Origin of the sequence: Bradyrhizobium sp. 191, from assembly GCF_023100985.1 — a bacterium.
In the GTDB taxonomy this organism is placed as follows: Bacteria; Pseudomonadota; Alphaproteobacteria; order Rhizobiales; family Xanthobacteraceae; genus Bradyrhizobium; species Bradyrhizobium diversitatis.
Genome location: NZ_CP064692.1, coordinates 7,370,670 through 7,392,950, shown reverse-complemented (window position 1 = coordinate 7,392,950; position 22,281 = coordinate 7,370,670). Strand labels below are relative to the sequence as shown.

Below are 22,281 nucleotides of genomic sequence, written 5' to 3'. Positions count from 1 at the left end.
GGCATAGGCGCCTGTCAGAAAAGAATGCTAGGAAGCGTGCTCGAGGGCCATGCAGCCCCTCCGCGCCAGTGTGGGTTATCCAGGCAACCCGGGTCCAACTCGCAACCGGGCTCTCGCGCACCAGAGAGTAATCGACCTCTTTGCCGACGGCCTCTCAAAATACCGCATTTGCCCACGCTCCGACAGTTTCATCCAGCGCGCGTCGGCTCCTCAATGCCGGTCCCAACTCGCAATGACGGTGGCGAGAGCTCACGTAAACTCCACCTCCACCGTCCCGAGCCCGTCCAGCTCCATCCGCACCTTGTCGCCGGCTTTCAGCCACAGCGTCTTGACCAAGCTGCCCGTCAGCACGAGCTGCCCCGCATGCAGGCCCTTGCCCTCGGCGGCGAGATGGTTGGCGAGCCAGGCGAGCGCGTTGTGGGGATGGCCGAGCACGTCGGCGCCGGTGCCGTGGCTCACCTCCTCGCCGTTGACGAGGGCGCGGCCCTTGACCGCTTTCAGGTCAGGAACCGACGAGCGCGGCACCGACGGACCCAGCACGCAACCGGCGGCGAAGAAGTCGTCGGCGATCAAGGTCGGCGCGCCCATCGTTTCCCACTTCACGTAGCGGTCGTCGACGATCTCGATCGCGGGATGATAGGCCTCGACGGCCTCGCCGACCCATTCGGCCGTGAACGGCGCCTCGCCGGCGGCAAGGTCCCGCTTGAGCCGCACCGCGATCTCGCACTCGACGCCGACCCGGACATAATTGGAGGTGGCGAGCTTGGCGCCGCTGTCATGGACGCCCTTCTGGAACACGCCGCCGCCGCAGGGGTGCGGGATTCCGATATAGTCCTGCATCACCTGGCTGGTGCAGCCGATCTTGTAGCCGACGAGCGGGCCGACGTGCGGCAGCAGGAGATCATGCAGGGCGCGCTGCACCTGATAGCCCTCGGCTTCATCGGCGGGAGGACGCTCCAGCGCCGCAAGCGGCGCATGGTTGCGGCGCGCCAGCGCGATCGCCTTTGCGGCTTGGAGTATTCTGTCCATCGGCGCCGCCTCCCACGCTACGCATTCGAAGGCGACACTTCAGCATCCCCGCCGGGGCGTGACAAGCCAGGGGCAACCTCACGCCTTGACCAGGCCGAGCCGGATCAGGCTCTCCGCGGTCGCAAGGATCGCCTCGTGGTTGGAACGGGGCTCCCAGCCGAGCAGCGACCTCGCCTTGGCGCTGGTGGAATGCCGCACCCTGCCGAGCATCGGCACGACCGCACGCAAAAGGGGAATCCGGGTCGCGGCCAGCCGCACCAGCCAGTCGGGGGCCTGAAACCGCGGAACCCGGCGTGCCGACGGCCCGAGTTCCCGCCGCAGCACCTTGGCGATATCGAGGATCGACATCGTTTCACCGGAGACCGCGATGAAGCGCTCGCCCCTGGCCTCGGGCGCCGTCATCGCACGCAGATGCAGATCGGCGACATCGCGCACGTCGACCACGCCGAAATAAACCCGCGGCACCGCCGGCATGATGCCGTCGAGCAGCGATTTGACGATCTCGATCGAGCCGGAGAAGTCCGGCCCCAGCACGGGACCAAAAATGCCGGCGGGATTGACCACCGACAGTTCGAGGCCGCCGCCCTCGCGCGCGATGAAATCCCAGGCCGCCCGCTCGGCCAGCGTCTTGGATTTGATGTAGGGCTGCAGGTCGGGACCATCGAGATTGGTCCAGTCGGTCTCGTCGAACGGTTTTTCACGCGGCGGATGGCCGTAGCCGATCGCGCCCAGCGACGAGGTGATGACGACGCGCCTGACGCCGGCCTCGCGCGCGGCGCGCAGCACCCGCAGCGTGCCGTCGCGGGCCGGGACGATCATCTCGTTCTCGTCCTTGGGCACGCTGGTCGACAGCGGCGAGGCGACGTGCATGACGTAGTCGCACCCGTCGATCGCCTCGCGCCAGCCCGCGTCTGCCGTGAGGTCCGCCGTGAAGAAGGACACGGTTTCCGGCGCAGCCGCCCCGCCCTCGCGCAGCATCGCCAGCACGTCGTCCCGACGATCGGGCCGGCGTACCGTCGTCCGCACGGCATGGCCCGCGGCCAGAAGTTGCAGGACGACGTGAATGCCGACGAAGCCCGACCCGCCGGTCACCAGAACAGTGCTCATTGCCAAATTCCCCTCGATGCGAGGGCCGGCGGATCGGTTCCGCCGCGGCCCTGCTCAAGGCCGCATCTGGTCACTATCTCCAAGGGGACAAGTAGAATGGATTTCGAGACCGGTATGGAAAACCTGAACCAGCAACTGCGACGACGGCTGCGATTGCAGCCCGGATCCTGCCCTGCTCGGCGACTTCAAGCGCGCTATCCACGCGCTCGGCGGCAAGTGGAAACTGGAGATCCTGTTGACGCTGATGAACGGTGCGGTTCGCTTCGGTGCCTTGCGACGATCGATCGGCGGGATCACCCAGCACATGCTGACCACGCAGCTTCGCGAGCTCGAGCAGGATGGCCTCGTATCGCGCATCGTCCTCGCGGAGAAACCCTTGAGGGTTGCGTACGAGCTGACGGATGCGGCTTAGGGCCTCTTGCCGGCATTTAAGGAAATATTGAGCTGGTCCAGGCTTTATGGGGACGCGCGCCTCCTGGCGTCGCGGCAGACCTGATTGCAGCGATGCTTGATGCAGCTGGATCAGCGTCTCACCATTCGAGCCGATGTCGTTGATGCGACTCGCAAAACCTGCCCCACCTGAAGTGAAGGCTGTTTCTCATCCGAACTCACGTGAGCTCGGAGGAATCGAGTCTAGCCCATTGATCGTGATTCACTTTTCGCGATCACGCTTCGCGCGTTGCCGCGCGGCTGCAAGCGGCAGACAAAATGCGGATCACGGCGCCAAGCGGCACCTTGCGTCCCAAAAACAAAGAGCCGCACTTGGCGGCTCGGGCTCTATTCGTCGCGATAGACCTTCTCGCGTTTCTCGTGGCGCTCCTGCGCTTCCACCGAGAGCGTTGCGATGGGCCGGGCTTCGAGCCGCTTCAACGAGATCGGCTCGCCGGTTTCCTCGCAATAGCCGTAGGTGTTGTCCTCGATGCGCTGGAGCGCGGCGTCGATCTTGGCGATCAACTTGCGCTGGCGATCGCGGGCGCGGAGTTCGATGGCACGGTCGGTCTCGGACGATGCCCGATCGGCAAGATCGGGGTGGTTCACGTTCTCCTCCTGCAAAGCCTGCAGGGTGAGCTTGGACTCTTTGAGGATCTCATCCTTCCAGGCGAGGAGCTTCAAACGGAAGTACTCCTTCTGCCGGTCGTTCATGAAAGGCTCTTTGTCGGTCGGTCGGTAGTTTTTCAACTTTTCCAAGGGAGGCCTATCTGTCTAAGCAACGACTCGCATACGGAACGGGGTCCGTCGAGCGGGGCGTTATATAGCGGCCTCCTGTGACAGACAATATTTCCCCTCATCGCCCCGGTGCCGCCCCCAAGCCCTTGCACAGGAAGGTTTATCCTGGAGGGACCCGGGGGGCGGCTGGCGGCTCAATAGCCGACCGTGAAGCGCTGCCTCAGATGGGCGGGCCGTTCGATCTCGTCGGCGAGCGCGATGGCGTAGTCGGCGAAGGTGATCCAGCTCTTTCCGTTCGCATCTGCGAGAAGCTGGTCGCTCCCAAGCCGGAACTTGCCCGTGCGTTCCCCCTCGACGAACAAAGCCGACGGCGAGATGAAGGTCCAATTCAGGTCCTTTTCCTGCTGCAGCAGGTCGAGGAAGGCCGAGCCCGCCTCCGCCTCAGCCTTGTATTGGGTAGGAAAATTGGGCGTTGTGACCAGCTTCACGCCTGGGGCGACCTCAAGGCTGCCGGCACCGCCGACGACGAGGTAACGACCGACCTTGGAGTCCTTCGCCGCACCGATCAGCTTGAGCGGGTCACTGGCCAGGAAGTGCACAGAACTCACGGCGACGTCGTACCCGGTCCACAGCCTGGCGAGGCCGGCCTGGTCGAGCACATCCCCCTTGGTTGGCGTGACGTTGGGCAGGGCTGCGATCTTCTCGGGGTTCCGGGCGATGGCTGTGACGGCGTGGCCGCGGCGGGACAGTTCCCTGGTGATCTCCGACCCGGCTCGGCCCGAGGCGCCGGCGACTGCGATTTTCATGGAAGGCTCCTTTGCTGCTATAGTAACTATCAGTGACTAGATATCGCAAAGGATGCTGGTGTTAAGAGAGCACTTTGTGCTTACCTGATTACGCAACGGTAACCTGGACGCAACCGATCACGTACAGCTGACGCGCGCACCGCCAGCGGCGGAATGAGGCCGACGATGAAACCCGACGTTTACGCAGCGAACTGCCCTACCCGCCAAATCCTCGATCGCGTCGGCGACAAATGGGCGGTGCTGATCCTCTTGCTCCTGCGGGAGGAGCCGATGCGCTTCAATCAGTTGCGGCGCACGATTGAGGGCATCTCGCAGAAGATGCTGAGTCAGGTTCTCAAGTCGCTCGAGCGCGACGGCCTGATCAGGCGCCATGCCATCGCAACCGTTCCTGTCACGGTGGAATATTCGATCACGCCACTCGGGCTGACGCTGGCCGCGGCGGTCGATCACCTGCGCGATTGGGCCGAGCACAATCTGAAGGACGTGCTCGCGGCGCAGCGCCGCTACGATGTGCAGCAGAAGGAGGAAGCGGCGTAGACGTCAGGCCTGCCCGGCCTTCGCGAGCTCGACTTCGACGCGCAACTCGATCTCCGAGAGCACGGAATCGAGTCCGGCATCGCCCGACGAGGATTTGAGGTTCGCCGCAGCATCACGCAGACGCATCACGGTCGAGGCGTCGAGGTTTCCGGACAGCAGTCCCATCTTCAGATCATCGAGCACGTCGAGCGCCGTCCTGCCGCGGGCGACCGAGCGCTTGCGGCGCTCGACCGGATCCTCTTCGACGCCCTGCAATGCCAACAGCGCGTCGATGTTGGCGGTGGCCTTCGGTGCGGCAGCGCTCCGCGTCTCCTGTGCCGACGAGGTGTCGGGCAGCACGAAGGTGCCCGAGCCGGTCCGCCTAGTCTGGCTGGCCGGCGTTCCCAACGTGGTTCCGTTCGGTCCGTAGATGCGCATCGGAAGGAATCCGGGTGATCGATGCCGGAGCTTCGCCGTTTTATGGTTAACGGCCCGTAAACAGCCCGGCAAAATCTGCCGACAGGCGGCAGTTTCGCTCCTCAGGCACAACACCCGCTGACACCGGTCGAAACAGATTTATTCAACCTATTCAGCGATCTATCCCGAAGCCCCGGGTTGGCACAGCGCTCGCAAGGAAAGCGCCGGACCAGCTCGTCATGGGAGTGTCGTGCAGGTCCTTCGGATTTGAGGAGCCTCTTTAGGAGCCTTGGGGAGCAGAGGATGCCAGGCGTTCGTTGGGTGAGGATTGTTGGGGTGGCCTGCGCCGCGCTGTCAGCGCTGGCGCTCTCGGTCACGCCTGCAAGCGCGACATCGCGCATCAAGGATCTCGCCAACATCGAGGGCGTGCGGCAGAACCAGCTCATCGGTTACGGCCTCGTCGTCGGCCTCAACGGCACCGGCGACACGCTCAACAACATCCCCTTCACCAAGCAATCGCTGCAGGCGATGCTCGAGCGCATGGGCGTCAACATCCGCGGCGCCACCATCCGCACCGGCAACGTCGCGGCCGTGATGGTGACCGGCAACCTGCCGGCCTTCGCCACCCAGGGCACGCGCATGGATGTCACCGTCTCCGCGCTCGGTGACGCCAAGAACCTCCAGGGCGGCACCCTGCTCGTGACCCCCCTCCTGGGCGCCGACGGCAACGTCTATGCGGTGGCACAGGGCTCGCTCGCGATCTCCGGCTTCCAGGCCGAGGGCGAGGCGGCCAAGATCGTGCGCGGCGTTCCGACCGTCGGACGCATCGCCAACGGCGCCATCATCGAGCGCGAGATCGAGTTCGCGCTCAATCGGCTGCCGAACGTGCGCCTGGCGCTGCGCAACGCCGACTTCACCACCGCCAAGCGCATTGCGGCTGCGGTCAACGACTATCTCGGCGTCAAGACCGCCGAGCCGATCGACCCCTCGACGGTGCAGCTGTCGGTCCCGCCGGAGTTCAAGGGCAACGTCGTCGCTTTCCTCACCGAGATCGAGCAGCTCCAGGTCGATCCCGATCTCGCCGCCAAGATCATCATCGACGAACGGAGCGGCATCATCGTGATGGGCCGCGACGTCCGCGTCGCCACAGTCGCTGTGGCGCAGGGCAACCTCACCGTCACCATCTCCGAGAGCCCGCAGGTCAGCCAACCCAACCCGCTGTCGCGCGGCCGCACCGTGGTCGCGCCGCGCAGCAGCGTCACCGTCACCGAGGACGGCAAGAAGCTGGCCGTCGTCAAGGACGGCGTCTCGCTCCAGCAGCTCGTCGACGGCCTCAACGGCCTCGGCATCGGTCCCCGCGACATGATCAGCATCCTCCAGGCGATCAAGGCCGCCGGCGCGATCGAAGCCGACATCGAGGTGATGTGATGCAGGCAGGCTCCATCAACACCCCGCGCGCCACCACCGCTTCGGCGTTCTCGGTGGAGAGCCGCAACGGCCGGCCGGACTTCGAGCTCGCCGCCGCGCTGCAGAAAGTCTCACCGCAGCAGCAAGCCAAGGCGCAGAAGACCGCCACCGATTTCGAGGCGATGTTCCTCAACAGCATGTTCTCGCAGATGACCTCGGGCCTGAAGGGCGAAGGTCCGTTCGGCGATACGACCGGCACCGGCGTGTGGCGCTCGATGCTGACCGAGCAATATTCCAAGAGCTTCGCCCAGGCCGGCGGCGTCGGCGTCGCCACCGAAGTCTACCGCACCCTGATCATGCAGCAGGCGAAAACGATCCGCACGGCATAAGGTCAAACGAAATGAACCATTTCCACGCCTCACGTCAGCCGATGCAAGCCCAGAGTCCGAACGCCGCGCCCGGCAGCACCGAGGCGCGCAAGCTCGCCGAAGGCCTGATGGACGCAATGAGCGCATTGCTCGGACTGATCGAGCGGGAGACCGAGCTCGTTCGCGCCGGCAAGGTCCGCGAGGCGATGACGCTCGAGAGCAAGAAGCAGGAGCTGTCGCGCAATTACGTCGGCGCCGTCAGCCAGCTGAAGGCGAACCAGGCCCAGCTCGCGAAATCCGCGCCGGAGTTGCTCTCGACGCTGCATCGCCACCACGATGCGTTTCGCGCGATGCTCCAGGTCAATCTCACCGTGCTCGCGACCGCGCACGCTGTCTCCGAGAGCGTCGTGCGCGGCGTCAACGCCGAGATCCAGAAGCGCAACGTGCCGAACACCTATACGGCCGCGGGACGCCGCGCCGCGCCGGGACCGCGCCACATCACTCCGCTCGCGGTCAGCCGCTCGCTCTGAGCGCGCAGGAACAAGCGACATTTTTACGAAATATTGCGCGGCGATGGCGTCGCGCGATTAGTCACGTTTCCTTACCAGGTCTTCAAACCTGGTGTTCCATGGTTGCGCTATTAGAGGGGTTGGGATTTGACTCAAGTAAGGCAACCAGGAGGCTGCCATGAGTACAGATTTCAGCATCAGGCCGGTGGGGATCCCGGCACCCGCGCAGATCGTACCGACGTCCAACGTGGCGGCGAACGAGGCCGTGCAAACGGATCTTCCGGTGAGCCAGACGGTCGCCGCGAGCGATACGGGCGCGCCTGTGCGCAATGATCTGCCAAACCACGAGAACGTCTCGCGCCAGGTCGTGTTCGACCAGGCGGCCGCGTCCTTCGTCTTCCAGGTCGTCAACGCCAAGACCGACGCTGTGGTGACCCAGTTCCCCGACGAGGCGATGCTGCGCCGGCGCGCCTATTTCCATGCGCTGGATATGCAGTCCGAGCCCTCGCGTCCGCTCAGCACGGACGTCAGCGCCTGACGACCAGGTGTCGACCGTCACGACGGCGGATCGACACCAGTCGAGTCCGCCGCAAGTTCGGTGGCGATGTCATTGATCCGCCCCAGCGCCGGCTTCCGTCAGCATCGACTTGGTCCGCGGTCGGCAAATGCTCGACCACGACCGCTCTCCGTCACGGCCGTCCGGACAGGCCTGCAGCGATGTTGCGGTTGATCTCGATCAGCGGGCGGAAATGATCGAACTGCGGGCTCATCTGCAGCGCGGCCGTCTGGCTCAGCACGAACACGCTGATGTTGGCGATCTTCTGCCGGACGTCGATCGGCTGCGGATTGGTGTCACGCATCGCCTCGCTCAGGAAGATGGTCCAGAGCTTGCGGTTGAACATCAGGGCCTGCATGGTCTGCTCGCTGAGCGGATCGGCGTTGTTCACCGCGTCCTGGAGCTTGTTGGCGGCCTTGAGCAGGGTCTGCGCCTCGATGTCCCGAGGAGATGCGGTGGTCGTTGCAACACGCGCATAAGCCGAGGCAGCGGAATTCGACATCAATCACACCCTGGACGTTACCTAACGCGTTCTACGCGCTTAAGGATTTCTTTCCCAACCCTAGGCAGCACCGCTTAAGATTTGCTTACGTGTTGTGCTTGGAAGCACTCCGGACAATTACGGGGCACGGAGCTCTTCGTCGGCGCAACGCTAGATGCGCGCACGCACGATGTAAACTCGCTCGGCGTGATGCGCATCGATCTCAGCTAATCTTGTCTTAGCGATCTCCCTTAAAAGAACGGCGGAGCGTTAGCTCCGCCGCGAAATCTCGAGTAGCGAACTTGCGCCGCGAACTTAGCGGAGCAGCTGCAGCACGCTCTGTTGCGACTGGTTGGCCAGCGACAGCGCGGAGACCGCGATCGACTGGCGTGTCGAAAGCGCCTGGCTGTTCGCCGCTTCCTCATTGGTGTCGGCGAGCGTCAGGTTGGACGAGCCGGTCTGCAGCACGTTGATCAGGTTCTTGGAGAAGTCCTGACGCACCTGCACGATCGACAGGTTCGAACCGAGGGTGGAGCCTTCCGAGCGCAGCGTGCTCGAGGCTGCATTCAGGCTGGCCAGCACCTTGTTGGTGGCGCCGTTGTCGATGAAGTCGACGCCGTTGACGAGATTGCTGAGACCGAGGCCCGCCGCATTGAACACCACGCCGTTGATACTCAGCGTGGAGCTGCCGGTCTCGTTGAAGACGAGCTTCAGCGTGTCGCCGTTGAGCAGGTTGACGCCGTTGAAGGAGGAGTCCTGCGACGTCGTGTCGATCTGGGCCAGGATGTTGTTGAACTGGTTGACCAGGTTGGAGCGCGCGGTCTGCGCCACCGGATCCTGGACCGGCGGCTGCGCGGTGGTGAAGGCCAGAACGCCGGTGATGGTGCCGCCGACTGCGCCGCCCGCGAGGGTCGAACCGAGCGTCGACGAGGCGTATTCGTTGACGGTGGTCACCGTGAGCACGCCGTTGGCATCGATCGTCGCCGTCAGGTGGTTGGCCTGCAGCTGCGCGTTGAGCTGGTCCAGCGTCTTGACGGTGCCGTTGGTGCCGTCGCCGAAAGTGACGTTCACCGGGGTGCCGCCGTTGAACGAGGTGAAGGTCAGCGTCTTGCCGCTGATGCCGCCGACGCCGGACGTGCGGGCCGCAGTGAAGGCGGTTGCCGTTCCCGTATTGCCGCTGAGACCGAATGCACTGAGGGCATTGCCGGTGCCGGTGATCGAGAGATCGGCGTTGACGCCGGTGGAAAGCGCAAGCTGACCGCTGCTGTTGACCGACGACGGGATCTGGCCCGCCGTGGTCGACAGCGTCGCCGCGCCGTTGAAGATGCTGGCCGTCTTGACGCCGGTCGCGAGGTCGACGGCGTTGAGCAGGTCGGTCAGCGTCGCGCTCTGGATATAGACGGTCGAGTTGCCGTTGCCGTCCGTGACGATGTTGCCGCTGACGCCACCCGAGGTGACGCTGGCCGCCGATTGCGGCGTCTGCGCGTTCTTGAAGGTGATGGTGTGGCCGTCGATGTTCAGCGTCGAGCCGTCCTGAACCAGGGTGCCGAGCGAACCTGCGGTGGTCGACCGGGCCGCGGTGACGTTGGCATTGCCGGCGCCGGTTGCGGACGTCAGGCCGAGCGCCTTGAGGAAGTCGGCCTTTCCGGTCACGCTCAGATCGGCGCCGGTCGAGCTCTTCAGCGTGACCTGGCCGCCCGTGATGGAGGATGCCACCTGCAGCGTGCCGACAGGACCGGCCGAGCCGCTGACCGAGATGGTCGCGGCGCCGGCGCTGATCGTCGCGCTCTTGACGCCGCTGGCCAGATCGATCGCGCTCAACAGGTCGTTGACGGTGCCGGTGGGCGCGGCGGCCGTCCCCATGTAGACGATCGAGTTGCCGTTGCCGTCGGTGGCGATGTGGCCGCTGGCATCCAGGCCCCAGCCGGTCGGCTGCGTCGCGGGCGCCGCGCCGGTCCGGAAGGTAATGGTCTTGCCGTTGACGGTGATCGAATCTCCATCGGCCGGCGACGAGCCGAGGGTGCTCGCCGCCGTGGTTCCGATCAGCGTCGCGCTGCCGGTCAGGGCAGTGGTGCCGTCGGCCATGGTTGCGGCAACGCCGGTCAACGTGCCCGCCGTCGAGCCGAGCGATGCACCGAGGGCGGCGGCGGCCGTCACCGGCGTCACGCCACCGGGAGCGCCGGTGTAGAGCACGTTGCTGTTGGCGGTTGCGCTTGCATAGGACGTCGTGCCGCGCAGATCGGCCGGTGTCGCGCCGGGAATGGTCGTCGAAACGTTCGACTTGGTGGAATAGCCGACGGTGGTCTGCAGCGCCTGGTTGGCGATCGATTTCGCGCTGTCGATCAGCTTTTGCAGCGAGGTGATGCCGGTGTTGGCGGCCTGGAGCACCTGCACGCCGTTGTTGATGCCGTCGAGCAGGTTGCTGATGTCGCTCGCCCGGTTGTCCAAGCCCTGCGCCGTGAAGAAGTTGGTGGGATTGTCGAGCGCCGTATTGACCTTTTTGCCGGTCGACAACCGCTCCTGCGTCGTGGCCAGCAAGTCGGCCGTCGACTGCAGCGACAACAGGTTCTGGCGAACGGACGCCGAGAGAACGATGTTGGACATTGGCGAGTCTTCCTCTTGAACCGGATACGAATCGGCCGCGCGGTCTGCAAAGCGGGGCTTTTGTCCAGTTTTAGGAGGTGTCCTTTAAAGTATGGTTAACGCCGGTTTAAGGGATAGGGTTAATGGCGGGTGAAGGCCCCTGCCCGCCTCCAAATGCAAAGAGAGCGGCGGGGCAAATGGCCCCGCCGCTCGATTTTTACCTCGTATTTCAGTTGCTTACTAGCGAAGCAGCTGGAGCACGCTCTGCTGCGACTGGTTGGCCAGCGACAGCGCGGAGACCGCGATCGACTGGCGGGTCGACAGCGCCTGGCTGTTCGCCGCCTCGACGTTGGTGTCGGCCAGGGTCAGGTTGGACGAGCCGGTCTGCAGCACGTTGATCAGGTTCTTGTTGAAGTCCTGACGGATCTGCACCACCGAGAGGTTCGAACCGAGGCTCGAGGCTTCCGAGCGCAACGTGCTCGAGGCGGCATTCAGATTGGTCAGCACCCTGTTGGCGGCGGCGTTGTCGATGAAGTCGACGCCGACGGTCAGCGCGGCGAGGCCGAGACCCTTCGAGTTGTAGGTCACGCCGGTGATGTTCAGGCTCGACTTGCCGGTCTCGTCGAACACCAGCTTGAGCTGGTCGCCGTTGAGCAGGTTGACCCCGTTGAACGAGGAGTCCTGCGCCGTCGTGTCGATCTGGTTCAGGATGTTGTTGTACTGAGATACCAGGTTCGCACGGGCCGTCTGTGCGACCGCATCCTGGACGGGCGTGGAAGCCGTCGAGAAGGTCAGCGCCGAGGTCAGCGTGCCGCCGATCGCACCGCCCGCTGCAGTCGAGCCGAGCGTCGAGGAGGCGTAGTCATTGGACGCCGTGATCGTCAGCAGGCCGTTGGCGTCGATCGTCGCGGACAGGTTGTTGGCCTGAAGCTTCGAGTTGAGCTGGTCGAGCGTCTTGACCGTGCCGTTGGTGCCGTCGCCGAAGGTGACGTCGACCGCGGTGCCGCCGTTGAAGGAGGTGAATGTCAGGCTCTTGCCGCTGATGCCGCCGATGCCGGAGGTGCGCGCCGCCGAGAACGCCGTCGCGTTGCCGGTGTTACCCGAAAGCCCAAACACCGCCAGCGCGTTGCCGGTGCCGGTGATCGACAGGTCGGCGTTGATGCCGGTCGAGAGCTGGAGCTGGCCGCTGGTGTTGATCGACGACTTGCTCTGGCCGGTTGCGGTATTCAGCGTCGCCGCGCCGTTGGCCGCAATCGACGCGGTCTGCACGCCGGTGGCAAGGTCGATCGCGTTGAGCACGTCGGCGACAGTGCCGGCCTGGAGGTAGACCGTCGAGTTGCCGTTGCCGTCGGTGATCACGTTCCCGCTCTTGCCGAACCCGGCTGGAATGGCCGGCGCACCTGCTGAGCCCGGAACCGGCGCGTTCTTGAAGGTAATGACGTGGCCGTCGACATTCAGGGATGCGCCATCGGAAATCAGCGATCCCAGCGAGCTCGCGGTCGTGGTCCGGTTGACGCTCAGCGACGCATTGCCGCCGCCCGTTGCGCCGGAGAGGCCCAGCGCCTTGAGCAGGTCGGCCTTGCCGGTCAACGACAGATCCGCACCCGTCGAACTCTTCAGCGCCACGACACCTGCGGCGATCGAGGAGGGCGTCTGGCCCGCGCTGTTCGCGATCGTCGCCAACCCGCTTGCGATGACCGAGGTGTTCACGCCGCTGGCGAGGTCGATCGCGGTCAGCAGGTCGTTGACGGTCGCGGCCGGGGTGGCGGCTGTGCCGAGATAGACGGTGGTGTTGCCGCTGCCGTCGGTCACGAGGTTGCCGCTGAGGCCCGAGCCGGCCGGGACGGCGGCTGCCAAGGGAGCCGAGCCGGCGCGGAAGGTGATGGTCTTGCCGTTCACCGTCAGCGTGTCGCCGTCGGCGGGAGCCGAGCCGATCTTCGTGGCCGCGGTGGTGCCGATCAGGGTCATCGTGCCTGTCACGGCGGTGGTGCCGTCGGCAGCGTTCACGGCAACCGTATTCGAGAACGTACCTTGCGCCGCGCCGAGGGTAGTGGTTGCGACGGCCGCGGTAACGCCGCCCGCCGTGCCGTTATACAGCACGTTGCTGTAGGCGGTCGCGCTGGCATAGGAGGTCGTGCCGCGCAGGTCGGCGGCGGTTGCGCCCGCGATCGTGGTGGAGACGTTGGACTTGGTGGAGTAGCCGACCGTGGTCTGCAGCGCCTGGTTGGCGATCGACTTGGCCGAGTCGATCAGCTTCTGCAGCGAGGTCAGGCCGGTGTTGGCGGCCTGCAGCACCTGCACGCCGTTGGCGATGCCGTCGAGCAGATTGTTGATGTCGCTGGCGCGATTGTCGAGCGACTGGGCGGTGAAGAAGTTGGTGGGATTGTCCAGCGCCGAGTTGACGCTCTTGCCGGTCGACAGACGGTTCTGTGTGGTGGCGAGGAGGTCGGCGGTGGACTGGAGAGAGAGCAGGTTCTGACGAACCGACGCAGAGAGAACAATACCGGACATGACTCTTACCCTTCTGGCTTACGCGTCTTCGTTCGATCGCTTCGGATCGAGTGACGGGCACAGCCTGCGCGGACATGGCTAACAAAGGGTGAAACGCGTCTCGCCGGCATAAGCGGCGGTTCACCATAAGCTGCCGGAAGGCGCGGATGGCATCGACAATCCGTCTGAAATAATTGGCGTTTCTCTGCGCTTACGCTCCATTAACCATAACCGCTGGTTACTTTTCAGAGCGTCTCCTGGTTTCTCGAAAGGTCGCATGACATATGAAAAAGCGGCGGGGCCGAAGCCCCGCCGCCGGATCCTGCTTGCGATGTTGGCCGCGACTTAGCGGAGCAGCTGGAGCACGCTCTGCTGCGACTGGTTGGCCAGCGACAGCGCGGAGACCGCGATCGACTGACGGGTCGACAATGCCTGGCTGTTGGCCGCCTCGACGTTGGTGTCGGCCAACGTCAGGTTGGACGAACCGGTCTGCAGCACGTTGATCAGGTTCTTGTTGAAGTCCTGACGCACCTGCACGATGGTCAGGTTCGAGCCCAGCGCGGAGGCTTCCGAGCGCAGCGTGCTCGACGCCGCGTTCAAATTGGTCAGCACCTTGTTGGTGGCCGCGTTGTCGATGAAGTCGACACCGCTGGTCAGCGCAGCAAGGCCCAGACCCTTGGAGTTGTAGGTCACGCCGGTGATGCTCAGGCTCGACTTGGCGGTCTCGTCGAACACCAGCTTGAGCTGATCGCCGTTCAAGAGGTTGACGCCATTGAACGAGGAGTCCTGCGCGGTCGAGTCGATCTGCTGGAGGATGTTGTTGTACTGGTTGACCAGATTGGCACGCGAGGTCTGCGCGACGACGTCCTGGACGGGGGTGGAAGCCGTCGAGAAGGTGAGCGACGAGGTCAGCGTGCCGCCGATCGCACCACCCGCGGTGCTCGACCCGATGGTCGAGGACGCGTAGTCGTTGGTGGTCGAGATCGTCAGCAGGCCGTTGGCGTCGATCGTCGCGGACAGGTTGTTGGCCTGAAGCTTCGAGTTGAGCTGGTCGAGCGTCTTGACCGTCCCGTTGGTGCCGTCGCCGAAGGTGACGTCAACCGCGGTGCCGCCGTTGAAGGAGGTGAAGGTCAGGGTTTTGCCGCTGATGCCGCCGATGCCGGAGGTGCGGGCCGCCGAGAATGCGCTGGCGGTGCCGGTGTTGCCGGCGAGGCCAAGCGCATTCAGCGCGTTGCCGGTGCCGGTGATCGACAGGTCGGCATTGATGCCGGTCGAGAGCTTGAGCTGGCCGGAGGCGTTGATCGACGAGGCGATCTGGCCCGAGGCGGCCGCAAGCGTCGCGGCACCGTTGGCGGCAATGGTGGCGGTCTGCACGCCGGTGGCAAGGTCGATCGCGTTGAGCACGTCGGAAACGTTGCCGGCCTGCAGATAGACTGTCGAGTTGCCGTTGCCGTCGGTGATCACGTTGCCGCTCTTGCCGAAGCCGGTCGGAATCGCCGGGGCGTTGGTCGAGCCCGGGACCGGCGCGTTCTTGAAGGTGATGACCTTGCCGTCGACGTTCAGCGTCGAACCGTCCGTGATCAGAGCGCCCAGCGAGCCCGAGCTGGTCGTACGGGTCGCCGTCGCCGTGGCGTTGCCGCCACCCGTTGCGGTGGTCAGGCCAAACGCCTTGAGCAGATCGGCCTTGCCGGTCACGGACACGTCCGCACCCGCCGAGCTCTTCAGCGTCACGATGCCGGCGGCTATCGACGACGGCGTCGCACCGGAGGCGGCACCGATCGTCGCAGCACCGTTGGTGATCGTCGAGGTCTGCACGCCGCTGGCGAGGTCGATCGCCGTCAGCACCTCGTTGACGGTCGCAGCCGGGGTGGCGGCGGTGCCGAGATAGACGGTGGTGTTGCCGCTGCCGTCGGTCACGAGATTGCCGCTGACACCCGAGCCGGTCGGGACCGCGGCCGCCAAGGGAGCAGAGCCGGCGCGGAAGGTAATGGTCTTGCCGTTCACCGTCAGCGTGTCGCCGTCGGCGGGAGCCGTGCCGATCTTGGTGGCGGCGGTGGTGCCGATCAGGGTCATCGTGCCCGTCACGGCGGTGGTGCCGTCGGCGGCGTTCGCGGCAACCGTGTTCGAGAACGTGCCCTGGGTCGCACCGAGAGTGGTCGTGCCCGTCGCAGCGGTCGTGCCGCCGGGAGCGCCGCTGTACAGCACGCTGCTGAGCGCCGTGTTGCTGGCATACGAAGTCGTGCCGCGCAGATCCGCCGCAGTCGCGCCCGCGACCGTGGTCGAGACGTTGGACTTGGTGGAGTAGCCGACGGTGGTCTGCAGCGCCTGGTTGGCGATCGACTTGGCGCTGTCGATCAGCTTCTGCAGCGAGGTGATGCCGGTGTTGGCAGCCTGCAGCACCTGCACGCCGTTGGCGATGCCGTCGAGCAGGTTGTTGATGTCGCTGGCGCGGTTGTCGAGCGACTGGGCGGTGAAGAAGTTGGTGGGATTGTCCAGCGCCGAGTTGACGCTCTTGCCGGTCGACAGACGGCTCTGCGTGGTGGCGAGAAGGTCAGCGGTGGACTGGAGGGAGAGCAGGTTCTGACGAACCGATGCGGAAAGAACGATACCGGACATTGAGTGTTACCCTTCTGGTACGCAACGCAACAAACTTCGATTAGGATTAATCGATGTGCGGGACGGTGAACGTTGAGGGCTAACAAAGCATGAAGCGTGTCGCGCCAGTCCTTGCGCGGATTCACCATATGGCAGTGTCTCGCTCGATCGAGCTCGCGCATATCGCCCTGATAAGACGACGCTTTCTTGCCCAATGGGAAGGCATTTGCCACTCGTCAACCATAACTTAGAGTACGCAATTGCTGCCTCCAGATGCACCGTCCCGTCTTGGCGAGCGGCACTCAGATGCCGATGCAAAAACAAAGCGGCGGGGCCGAAGCCCCGCCGCCGGATCCTGCTTGCGATGTTGGCCGCGACTTAGCGGAGCAGCTGGAGCACGCTCTGCTGCGACTGGTTGGCCAGCGACAGCGCGGAGACCGCGATCGACTGGCGGGTCGAGAGCGCCTGGCTGTTGGCCGCCTCGACGTTGGTGTCGGCCAGGGTCAGATTGGCCGAACCGGTCTGCAGCACGTTGATCAGGCTCTTGTTGAAGTCCTGACGCACCTGCACCACCGAGAGGTTCGAACCGAGGCTCGAGGCTTCCGAGCGCAGCGTGCTCGACGCAGCGTTCAAATTGGTCAGCACCTTGTTGGTGGCCGCGTTGTCGATGAAGTCGACACCGCTGGTCAGCGCAGCAAGGCCCAGACCCTTGGAGTTGTAGGTCACGCCGGTGATGCTCAGGTTCGACTTGCCGGTCTCGTCGAACACCAGCTTGAGCTGATCGCCGTTCAAGAGGTTGACGCCGTTGAACGAGGAGTCCTGCGCGGTCGTGTCGATCTGGTTCAGGATGTTGTTGTACTGAGATACCAGGTTCGCACGAGCCGTCTGCGCGACGACGTCCTGGACGGGGGTGGAAGCCGTCGAGAAGGTGAGCGACGAGGTCAGCGTGCCGCCGATCGCACCACCCGCGGCACTCGAGCCGAGCGTCGAGGACGCGTAGTCGTTGGTGGTCGAGATCGTCAGCAGGCCGTTGGCGTCGATCGTCGCGGACAGGTTGTTGGCCTGAAGCTTCGAGTTGAGCTGGTCGAGCGTCTTGACCGTCCCGTTGGTGCCGTCGCCGAAGGTGACGTCGACCGCCGTACCGCCGTTGAAGGAGGTGAAGGTCAGGGTCTTGCCGCTGATGCCGCCGATGCCGGAGGTACGCGCCGCCGAGAACGCCGTGGCGGTGCCGGTGTTGCCGGCGAGGCCCAGCGCATTCAGCGCATTGCCGGTACCGGTGATCGACAGGTCGGCATTGATGCCGGTCGAGAGCTTGAGCTGGCCGGAGGCGTTGATCGACGAGGCGATCTGGCCCGAGGCGGCCGCAAGCGTCGCGGCACCGTTGGCGGCAATGGTGGCGGTCTGCACGCCGGTGGCAAGGTCGATCGCGTTGAGCACGTCGGAAACGTTGCCGGCCTGCAGATAGACTGTCGAGTTGCCGTTGCCGTCGGTGATCACGTTGCCGCTCTTGCCGAAGCCGGTCGGAATCGCCGGGGCGTTGGTCGAGCCCGGGACCGGCGCGTTCTTGAAGGTGATGACCTTGCCGTCGACGTTCAGCGTCGAACCGTCCGTGATCAGAGCGCCCAGCGAGCCCGAGCTGGTCGTACGGGTCGCCGTCGCCGTGGCGTTGCCGCCACCCGTTGCGGTGGTCAGGCCAAACGCCTTGAGCAGATCGGCCTTGCCGGTCACGGACACGTCCGCACCCGCCGAGCTCTTCAGCGTCACGATGCCGGCGGCTATCGACGACGGCGTCGCACCGGAGGCGGCACCGATCGTCGCAGCACCGTTGGTGATCGTCGAGGTCTGCACGCCGCTGGCGAGGTCGATCGCCGTCAGCACCTCGTTGACGGTCGCAGCCGGGGTGGCGGCGGTGCCGAGATAGACGGTGGTGTTGCCGCTGCCGTCGGTCACGAGATTGCCGCTGACACCCGAGCCGGTCGGGACCGCGGCCGCCAAGGGAGCAGAGCCGGCGCGGAAGGTAATGGTCTTGCCGTTCACCGTCAGCGTGTCGCCGTCGGCGGGAGCCGTGCCGATCTTGGTGGCGGCGGTGGTGCCGATCAGGGTCATCGTGCCCGTCACGGCGGTGGTGCCGTCGGCGGCGTTCGCGGCAACCGTGTTCGAGAACGTGCCCTGGGTCGCACCGAGAGTGGTCGTGCCCGTCGCAGCGGTCGTGCCGCCGGGAGCGCCGCTGTACAGCACGCTGCTGAGCGCCGTGTTGCTGGCATACGAAGTCGTGCCGCGCAGATCCGCCGCAGTCGCGCCCGCGACCGTGGTCGAGACGTTGGACTTGGTGGAGTAGCCGACGGTGGTCTGCAGCGCCTGGTTGGCGATCGACTTGGCGCTGTCGATCAGCTTCTGCAGCGAGGTGATGCCGGTGTTGGCAGCCTGCAGCACCTGCACGCCGTTGGCGATGCCGTCGAGCAGGTTGTTGATGTCGCTGGCGCGGTTGTCGAGCGACTGGGCGGTGAAGAAGTTGGTGGGATTGTCCAGCGCCGAGTTGACGCTCTTGCCGGTCGACAGACGATTCTGCGTGGTGGCGAGGAGGTCAGCGGTGGACTGGAGGGAGAGCAGGTTCTGACGAACCGATGCGGAGAGGACGATACCGGACATGACTCTGTTACCTTTCTGGTAAACGACGCTACTGTTACGCGTCTGCTTGGATCGAGATTGACCCAGCGACCGGCGGACCGTGGCGCCGAGACTTCTAACGAAGCATGAAATGAAACCCGCGCTTTTGCCGGGTCGCGCGTGATTCGGGGCGCCGAAGCCGCGCACATCGCCACACCGCCGCACAGACATGACGTTGGGAAGATTGAGCTTTTTCTCGCGAATGCCGGAGATTTACAGCTCGTTAACTAATTCCGGGCGAGAATCGGGCCTTGATGAGCCGCAACGAACGCTCGGTTACGAAAGCGTTGATGGAGAACAGGCATGGCCCTCAAGGTCGAGCTCAGACCGCACGAACGCATCATCGTCGGTAACTGCGTGATTACCAACACGGACCAGCGCGCCCGCCTCCTGATCGACGGCGACAACGTGCCGATCCTGCGCGAGCGCGACATCCTCACGCCGGAGACCGCCAATACGCCTGCCAAGCTCGTCTATCTCGCGGTCCAGCTCATGTACATCTCACCGGATCCGCAGACCCAGCACGGCACCTATTTCAACCTGGTGCGCGACATCGTCACTGCGGTGCCGAGCTCCTGGCCGATCATCGAAGGCATCAACAACAACATCCTGAATGGCGACCTCTACCGGGCGCTGAAGGACGCCCGCAAGCTGATTGCCTATGAAGAGAAGCTGCGGGATCAGTACGCGGCAGCGCATCCCAAGGTCGAAGCGGACAAGGCCGACGTGAGTTCAGCCGCCTGACCACACGCTTTCGCTTCGCCCAAGCTGCGAACGACGACGGCCCCGGATCGCCTCCGGGTGCCGTCGTCGTTTCAGGCGCGCATCGATGCTACTGCGCCGCGAGCGGCGGCGCCTCGACCTCGATCAGTCCGCCACGGCTCCGCCGTTCGCCGAACTCCAGCACGGCCGCGAGCAGCGCATCGACGTCCGCTTCCTCGGTGCGGTGATTGACGATCGCGGCGCGGATCGCGAGCCTGCCGTCCAGCGTCGTGCTCGACGGCGCCGCGATGCCGGACTCCTGGACGTCGGCGACGATCTCGCGATTGACCGCATCATCGGCACGGTAGCGGAAGCAGACGATGTTAAGATTGACCGGCGCCAGCAATTCCAGCCGAGGTTCGGCCAACACGCGCGCCTCCAGATATTTCGCCAGCGCGCAGCTTCGCGTGATCACCGCACCAAGCCGATCGGTGCCGAACGTCTTCAGCGTGAACCACGTCTTCAGCGCACGGAAGCCACGCGACAGATCGGGGCCGAGATCGCAGGGCCAGACCGCGCCCGCCGCAAGCCCCCTCGCCTCGCGGCGCAGGTAGGCCGCCGGCTGCGCAAAGGCCTGCCGATGCCGCTCGCCGTCGCGCACCAGCAGGAAACCGGCATCGTACGGCACCTGTCCCCATTTGTGGAAGTCGAGCGCGATCGAATCTGCGAGCTCGATGCCGCCGAGCAGCGGCGCAAGCTCGGGCGACAGGATGGCGAGCGCACCGAAAGCGCCGTCGACGTGAAACCAGATTCCTTCCTCGCGGCACAGCTCCGCGATCGCCCTGAGGTCGTCGATCGCGCCGATGTCGACCGTGCCGGCGGACGCGACCACCAGGAAAGGCTTGAAGCCGACCTCGCGATCAACAGCAATCTGCGCGCGCAGCGCGGCGACGTCGATGCGATGATCGGCATCGACATCGATCCTGCGCAGCGCATCGGTGCCGAGCCCGGCAATATCCATCGCCCTGGAGACGCAGCCATGCGCCGCCCGCGAGGTGTAGGCCGTGAGCAGCGCACCGTCATTGCCGATGCCGTGCTGCCGCGCCAGCGTGCCGAGCACACTCGTGCGCGCCACCAGCACCGCCATCAGATTGGCCATCGACGTACCCGTGACGAAGATGCCGCTCGCGCCGTCGGGGAAGGCGAACAGGCGGCGCATCCAGTCGACGATCTGGCGCTCGACCTCGATCGGCATGTGGTCGCGCCCGCCGAGATTGGCGTTGAGGCCTGCCGCAAGCATTTCCGCGAGCATGCCGACCGCGGTGCCGCCGCCATGCACCCAGCCCATGAAGCCGGGATGGACGTTGCCGGTCGCATAGGGGGCGACATGCTCGGCGAATTCGCGATAGACCTCGGCGAGGTCGCTCGCCTCGCGCGGCAGGTCGGCCCTGAATGCCGTACGGACGTCTTCGGGGATCGGCTGCCAGACGGGCCGCGCCCGAACGTTGGCGATGCCGTCGATCGTCTCGTCCAGCATGCGATGGGCGAGCGCGCGAAACTCGCTCCAGTCCTGCGGATCGAGCGAGGTGCTCGTGACGGCGCTTTGCGTGTTGCGGATGATCTCGTTCATGCTGCGCTCCCTTCGCCCGTCCTTGCGTGCCGCGACAGCATCGCCGTGAACGCGGCAAAGATCTTGCGCATCTGCGGCGGCTTGTAAGGAAACACGGCTGGCGAATCCATGTTGTGCACGACGGCGGTGTTGTCGGCCTCGAACACCAGAAGCTCACGCCTCTCGTTCTCGGCGCAATCGACGATGAAATAATCGAGGCCGACGCGCCGGCTCATCTCGTCGAGCGCGCTCCTGTGGCGCTCTGCGAAGTCGCTGTCGAAGTCGCGCATGAAGACGGCTTCCTCTGCCCGCTTCTCCTCGCTGAATGCCATGTAGGCGTTGAGATACCAGATGTCCCAGCGGTCGGCGATCGCCATGTGGCAGGCGTAAGGCTTGCCGTCGATCATGGCGAGGCGATATTTGCGGTAGAGCCCGTCGGAGCTCACATAGTCGACGAAGCGTGCGACGAAGAAATCCTGCTCTTTGCGTTCGGCGAGATAGGCCGCAAGCGCCGCCGCATCGTCGAGCTTCGCGAGGCCGACGCCGGCATGCGAGCCGCGCGGCCGCGCGATGATCGGAAAGTGCAATTCGCCCGCGATGTCCTCACAGGCGATCCGGTCCTGGGCGAGATCGGACAATTGCGCGCGCGTCGCGTGGATGGTCGCGGGAATGTCCAGGCCCGGCACACCAGCCAGCAGCCGATACAGCTTGTCGCGATCGAGATTGCCGATGCGATCAGGCGGATTGAGCAACGGCCGCGGCCAGTGCGGCGCGGCCTTTTCGATCAGCGCGAGCGCCTCGCGGCATTCCTCGGAATCGGACGCGATCACGATGGCGACGTCGTGCTCGGGCAAGGTTTCCGGCAGACCGACGCCCTTGACCACATAGAGTGTCAGCAGCTCGATGTCGGAGCCTTCGAGCAGGAAATCGATCGGCGTGTTGCCGCCCATGTCGATGTCGGCCGCAAGCGCGAGCACGCGCAAGCCGGGCTGCGGAGCCGCACTGGGCGTACGGAAGAGTTGATGGAAGGTCAGCACTTCAGACTGGATCGCAAGCCCCTGATCCTTGTCGCCCAGAAGCTGGGTGATCAAGGAGAGATCCAGCCCTTCGCCCGCCAACGCGATCCCCGCCGCGATCCGCGCCACGAGCTGGTCGCGCAACGGATGAAGATCGACGCCTTCGAACGCCTGGCGCGTCAGCTGCGCAAAGCCGATGCGGTCGGCATAGTTCGCCGCAGTCAAGCCGATCGGCGCAGAAACTGAATGCTGCATT

General features: G+C 64.9%; 18 protein-coding genes and 1 pseudogene. 7 read left to right on the top strand and 12 right to left on the bottom strand.

Going from position 1 to position 22,281, the window contains the following annotated elements:
- Positions 1 to 249 precede the first annotated feature (249 nt).
- Positions 250 to 1,029 (bottom strand): fumarylacetoacetate hydrolase family protein, encoded by a 780-nt coding sequence (locus IVB23_RS34585; RefSeq protein ID WP_061883031.1) that lies wholly within the window; start codon positions 1,027 to 1,029, stop codon positions 250 to 252.
- Between the two features lie 78 nt (positions 1,030 to 1,107).
- Positions 1,108 to 2,136 (bottom strand): aldehyde reductase, encoded by a 1,029-nt coding sequence (locus IVB23_RS34580; RefSeq protein WP_247801495.1) that lies wholly within the window; start codon positions 2,134 to 2,136, stop codon positions 1,108 to 1,110.
- A 96-nt stretch (positions 2,137 to 2,232) separates the two neighbouring features.
- On the opposite strand from IVB23_RS34580, the pseudogene IVB23_RS34575 reads away from it, so the two are divergent.
- Positions 2,233 to 2,632, top strand: a pseudogene (locus tag IVB23_RS34575) (helix-turn-helix domain-containing protein).
- Between the two features lie 281 nt (positions 2,633 to 2,913).
- Here the strand turns inward: IVB23_RS34575 and dksA are convergent.
- Both dksA and IVB23_RS34565 read right to left on the bottom strand, forming a co-directional pair.
- Complete coding sequence (gene dksA / locus IVB23_RS34570; protein WP_085966600.1) at positions 2,914 to 3,279, bottom strand: RNA polymerase-binding protein DksA; 366 nt, start codon at positions 3,277 to 3,279, stop codon at positions 2,914 to 2,916.
- Between the two features lie 218 nt (positions 3,280 to 3,497).
- On the bottom strand, positions 3,498 to 4,109 hold the full coding sequence (locus IVB23_RS34565) for an NAD(P)-dependent oxidoreductase (protein ID WP_247801494.1): 612 nt from the start codon (positions 4,107 to 4,109) through the stop codon (positions 3,498 to 3,500).
- A 165-nt stretch (positions 4,110 to 4,274) separates the two neighbouring features.
- Between IVB23_RS34565 and IVB23_RS34560 the strand changes: the two genes are divergently transcribed.
- A complete protein-coding gene (locus IVB23_RS34560; protein WP_061883034.1) occupies positions 4,275 to 4,646 on the top strand; it encodes a helix-turn-helix domain-containing protein in 372 nt (123 codons plus the stop codon).
- 3 nt (positions 4,647 to 4,649) lie between these two features.
- Here IVB23_RS34560 and IVB23_RS34555 read toward each other — a convergent pair whose 3' ends face one another.
- On the bottom strand, positions 4,650 to 5,063 hold the full coding sequence (locus IVB23_RS34555) for a flagellar assembly protein FliX (RefSeq protein ID WP_061883035.1): 414 nt from the start codon (positions 5,061 to 5,063) through the stop codon (positions 4,650 to 4,652).
- 282 nt (positions 5,064 to 5,345) lie between these two features.
- On the opposite strand from IVB23_RS34555, the gene IVB23_RS34550 reads away from it, so the two are divergent.
- The 4 genes from IVB23_RS34550 to IVB23_RS34535 all read left to right on the top strand — a co-directional run bounded on the left by IVB23_RS34550 (position 5,346) and on the right by IVB23_RS34535 (position 7,864).
- Positions 5,346 to 6,470 (top strand): flagellar basal body P-ring protein FlgI, encoded by a 1,125-nt coding sequence (locus tag IVB23_RS34550; protein WP_028181459.1) that lies wholly within the window; start codon positions 5,346 to 5,348, stop codon positions 6,468 to 6,470.
- Positions 6,470 to 6,838 (top strand): flagellar assembly peptidoglycan hydrolase FlgJ, encoded by a 369-nt coding sequence (flgJ, locus tag IVB23_RS34545; protein WP_247801493.1) that lies wholly within the window; start codon positions 6,470 to 6,472, stop codon positions 6,836 to 6,838. Before IVB23_RS34550 ends, flgJ begins: the two co-directional genes overlap by 1 nt.
- A gap of 11 nt (positions 6,839 to 6,849) precedes the next feature.
- Positions 6,850 to 7,347, top strand: a complete 498-nt coding sequence (locus IVB23_RS34540) for a hypothetical protein (RefSeq protein ID WP_247801492.1) — start codon at positions 6,850 to 6,852, stop codon at positions 7,345 to 7,347.
- Positions 7,348 to 7,504: 157 nt separating this feature from the next.
- The gene (locus IVB23_RS34535) at positions 7,505 to 7,864 is read left to right on the top strand and encodes a hypothetical protein (protein ID WP_028181462.1); all 360 of its coding nucleotides are present in this window, start codon (positions 7,505 to 7,507) and stop codon (positions 7,862 to 7,864) included.
- A 151-nt stretch (positions 7,865 to 8,015) separates the two neighbouring features.
- Here IVB23_RS34535 and flaF read toward each other — a convergent pair whose 3' ends face one another.
- From flaF to IVB23_RS34510, 5 genes are all read right to left on the bottom strand, one after another.
- The gene (flaF, locus tag IVB23_RS34530) at positions 8,016 to 8,384 is read right to left on the bottom strand and encodes a flagellar biosynthesis regulator FlaF (protein WP_028181463.1); all 369 of its coding nucleotides are present in this window, start codon (positions 8,382 to 8,384) and stop codon (positions 8,016 to 8,018) included.
- A 294-nt stretch (positions 8,385 to 8,678) separates the two neighbouring features.
- Entirely contained in the window at positions 8,679 to 10,967 is a 2,289-nt protein-coding gene (locus IVB23_RS34525; RefSeq protein ID WP_061883039.1) for a DUF1522 domain-containing protein, read from the bottom strand.
- 219 nt (positions 10,968 to 11,186) lie between these two features.
- Positions 11,187 to 13,457, bottom strand: coding sequence for a DUF1522 domain-containing protein (locus IVB23_RS34520; protein WP_061883040.1), 2,271 nt, complete (start codon positions 13,455 to 13,457; stop codon positions 11,187 to 11,189).
- Between the two features lie 324 nt (positions 13,458 to 13,781).
- Positions 13,782 to 16,052, bottom strand: coding sequence for a DUF1522 domain-containing protein (locus IVB23_RS34515; RefSeq protein ID WP_247801491.1), 2,271 nt, complete (start codon positions 16,050 to 16,052; stop codon positions 13,782 to 13,784).
- Between the two features lie 357 nt (positions 16,053 to 16,409).
- Positions 16,410 to 18,680, bottom strand: coding sequence for a DUF1522 domain-containing protein (locus tag IVB23_RS34510; protein WP_247801490.1), 2,271 nt, complete (start codon positions 18,678 to 18,680; stop codon positions 16,410 to 16,412).
- A 321-nt stretch (positions 18,681 to 19,001) separates the two neighbouring features.
- Between IVB23_RS34510 and flbT the strand changes: the two genes are divergently transcribed.
- On the top strand, positions 19,002 to 19,442 hold the full coding sequence (gene flbT, locus IVB23_RS34505; RefSeq protein ID WP_061883079.1) for a flagellar biosynthesis repressor FlbT: 441 nt from the start codon (positions 19,002 to 19,004) through the stop codon (positions 19,440 to 19,442).
- 88 nt (positions 19,443 to 19,530) lie between these two features.
- Here the strand turns inward: flbT and IVB23_RS34500 are convergent, their stop codons facing one another.
- Positions 19,531 to 21,030 carry an aspartate aminotransferase family protein gene (locus IVB23_RS34500; RefSeq protein ID WP_061883080.1) on the bottom strand — a complete coding sequence of 500 codons (1,500 nt, stop codon included), beginning with the start codon at positions 21,028 to 21,030 and terminating at the stop codon, positions 19,531 to 19,533.
- Positions 21,027 to 22,280, bottom strand: coding sequence for a hypothetical protein (locus tag IVB23_RS34495; RefSeq protein WP_247801489.1), 1,254 nt, complete (start codon positions 22,278 to 22,280; stop codon positions 21,027 to 21,029). Before IVB23_RS34495 ends, IVB23_RS34500 begins: the two co-directional genes overlap by 4 nt.
- Position 22,281 lies beyond the last annotated feature (1 nt).

Coding starts and splice junctions, on each gene's coding strand:
- IVB23_RS34550 (WP_028181459.1), top strand. CDS start 5,346: ATGCCAGGCGTTCGTTGGGTGAGGATTGTTGGGGTGGCCTGCGCCGCG.
- IVB23_RS34535 (WP_028181462.1), top strand. CDS start 7,505: ATGAGTACAGATTTCAGCATCAGGCCGGTGGGGATCCCGGCACCCGCG.
- flaF (WP_028181463.1), bottom strand. CDS start 8,384: ATGTCGAATTCCGCTGCCTCGGCTTATGCGCGTGTTGCAACGACCACC.
- IVB23_RS34565 (WP_247801494.1), bottom strand. CDS start 4,109: ATGAAAATCGCAGTCGCCGGCGCCTCGGGCCGAGCCGGGTCGGAGATC.
- flgJ (WP_247801493.1), top strand. CDS start 6,470: ATGCAGGCAGGCTCCATCAACACCCCGCGCGCCACCACCGCTTCGGCG.
- IVB23_RS34580 (WP_247801495.1), bottom strand. CDS start 2,136: ATGAGCACTGTTCTGGTGACCGGCGGGTCGGGCTTCGTCGGCATTCAC.
- IVB23_RS34555 (WP_061883035.1), bottom strand. CDS start 5,063: ATGCGCATCTACGGACCGAACGGAACCACGTTGGGAACGCCGGCCAGC.
- IVB23_RS34520 (WP_061883040.1), bottom strand. CDS start 13,457: ATGTCCGGTATTGTTCTCTCTGCGTCGGTTCGTCAGAACCTGCTCTCT.
- IVB23_RS34540 (WP_247801492.1), top strand. CDS start 6,850: ATGAACCATTTCCACGCCTCACGTCAGCCGATGCAAGCCCAGAGTCCG.
- IVB23_RS34510 (WP_247801490.1), bottom strand. CDS start 18,680: ATGTCCGGTATCGTCCTCTCCGCATCGGTTCGTCAGAACCTGCTCTCC.
- IVB23_RS34495 (WP_247801489.1), bottom strand. CDS start 22,280: ATGCAGCATTCAGTTTCTGCGCCGATCGGCTTGACTGCGGCGAACTAT.
- IVB23_RS34500 (WP_061883080.1), bottom strand. CDS start 21,030: ATGAACGAGATCATCCGCAACACGCAAAGCGCCGTCACGAGCACCTCG.
- IVB23_RS34585 (WP_061883031.1), bottom strand. CDS start 1,029: ATGGACAGAATACTCCAAGCCGCAAAGGCGATCGCGCTGGCGCGCCGC.
- IVB23_RS34515 (WP_247801491.1), bottom strand. CDS start 16,052: ATGTCCGGTATCGTTCTTTCCGCATCGGTTCGTCAGAACCTGCTCTCC.
- dksA (WP_085966600.1), bottom strand. CDS start 3,279: ATGAACGACCGGCAGAAGGAGTACTTCCGTTTGAAGCTCCTCGCCTGG.
- flbT (WP_061883079.1), top strand. CDS start 19,002: ATGGCCCTCAAGGTCGAGCTCAGACCGCACGAACGCATCATCGTCGGT.
- IVB23_RS34525 (WP_061883039.1), bottom strand. CDS start 10,967: ATGTCCAACATCGTTCTCTCGGCGTCCGTTCGCCAGAACCTGTTGTCG.
- IVB23_RS34560 (WP_061883034.1), top strand. CDS start 4,275: ATGAAACCCGACGTTTACGCAGCGAACTGCCCTACCCGCCAAATCCTC.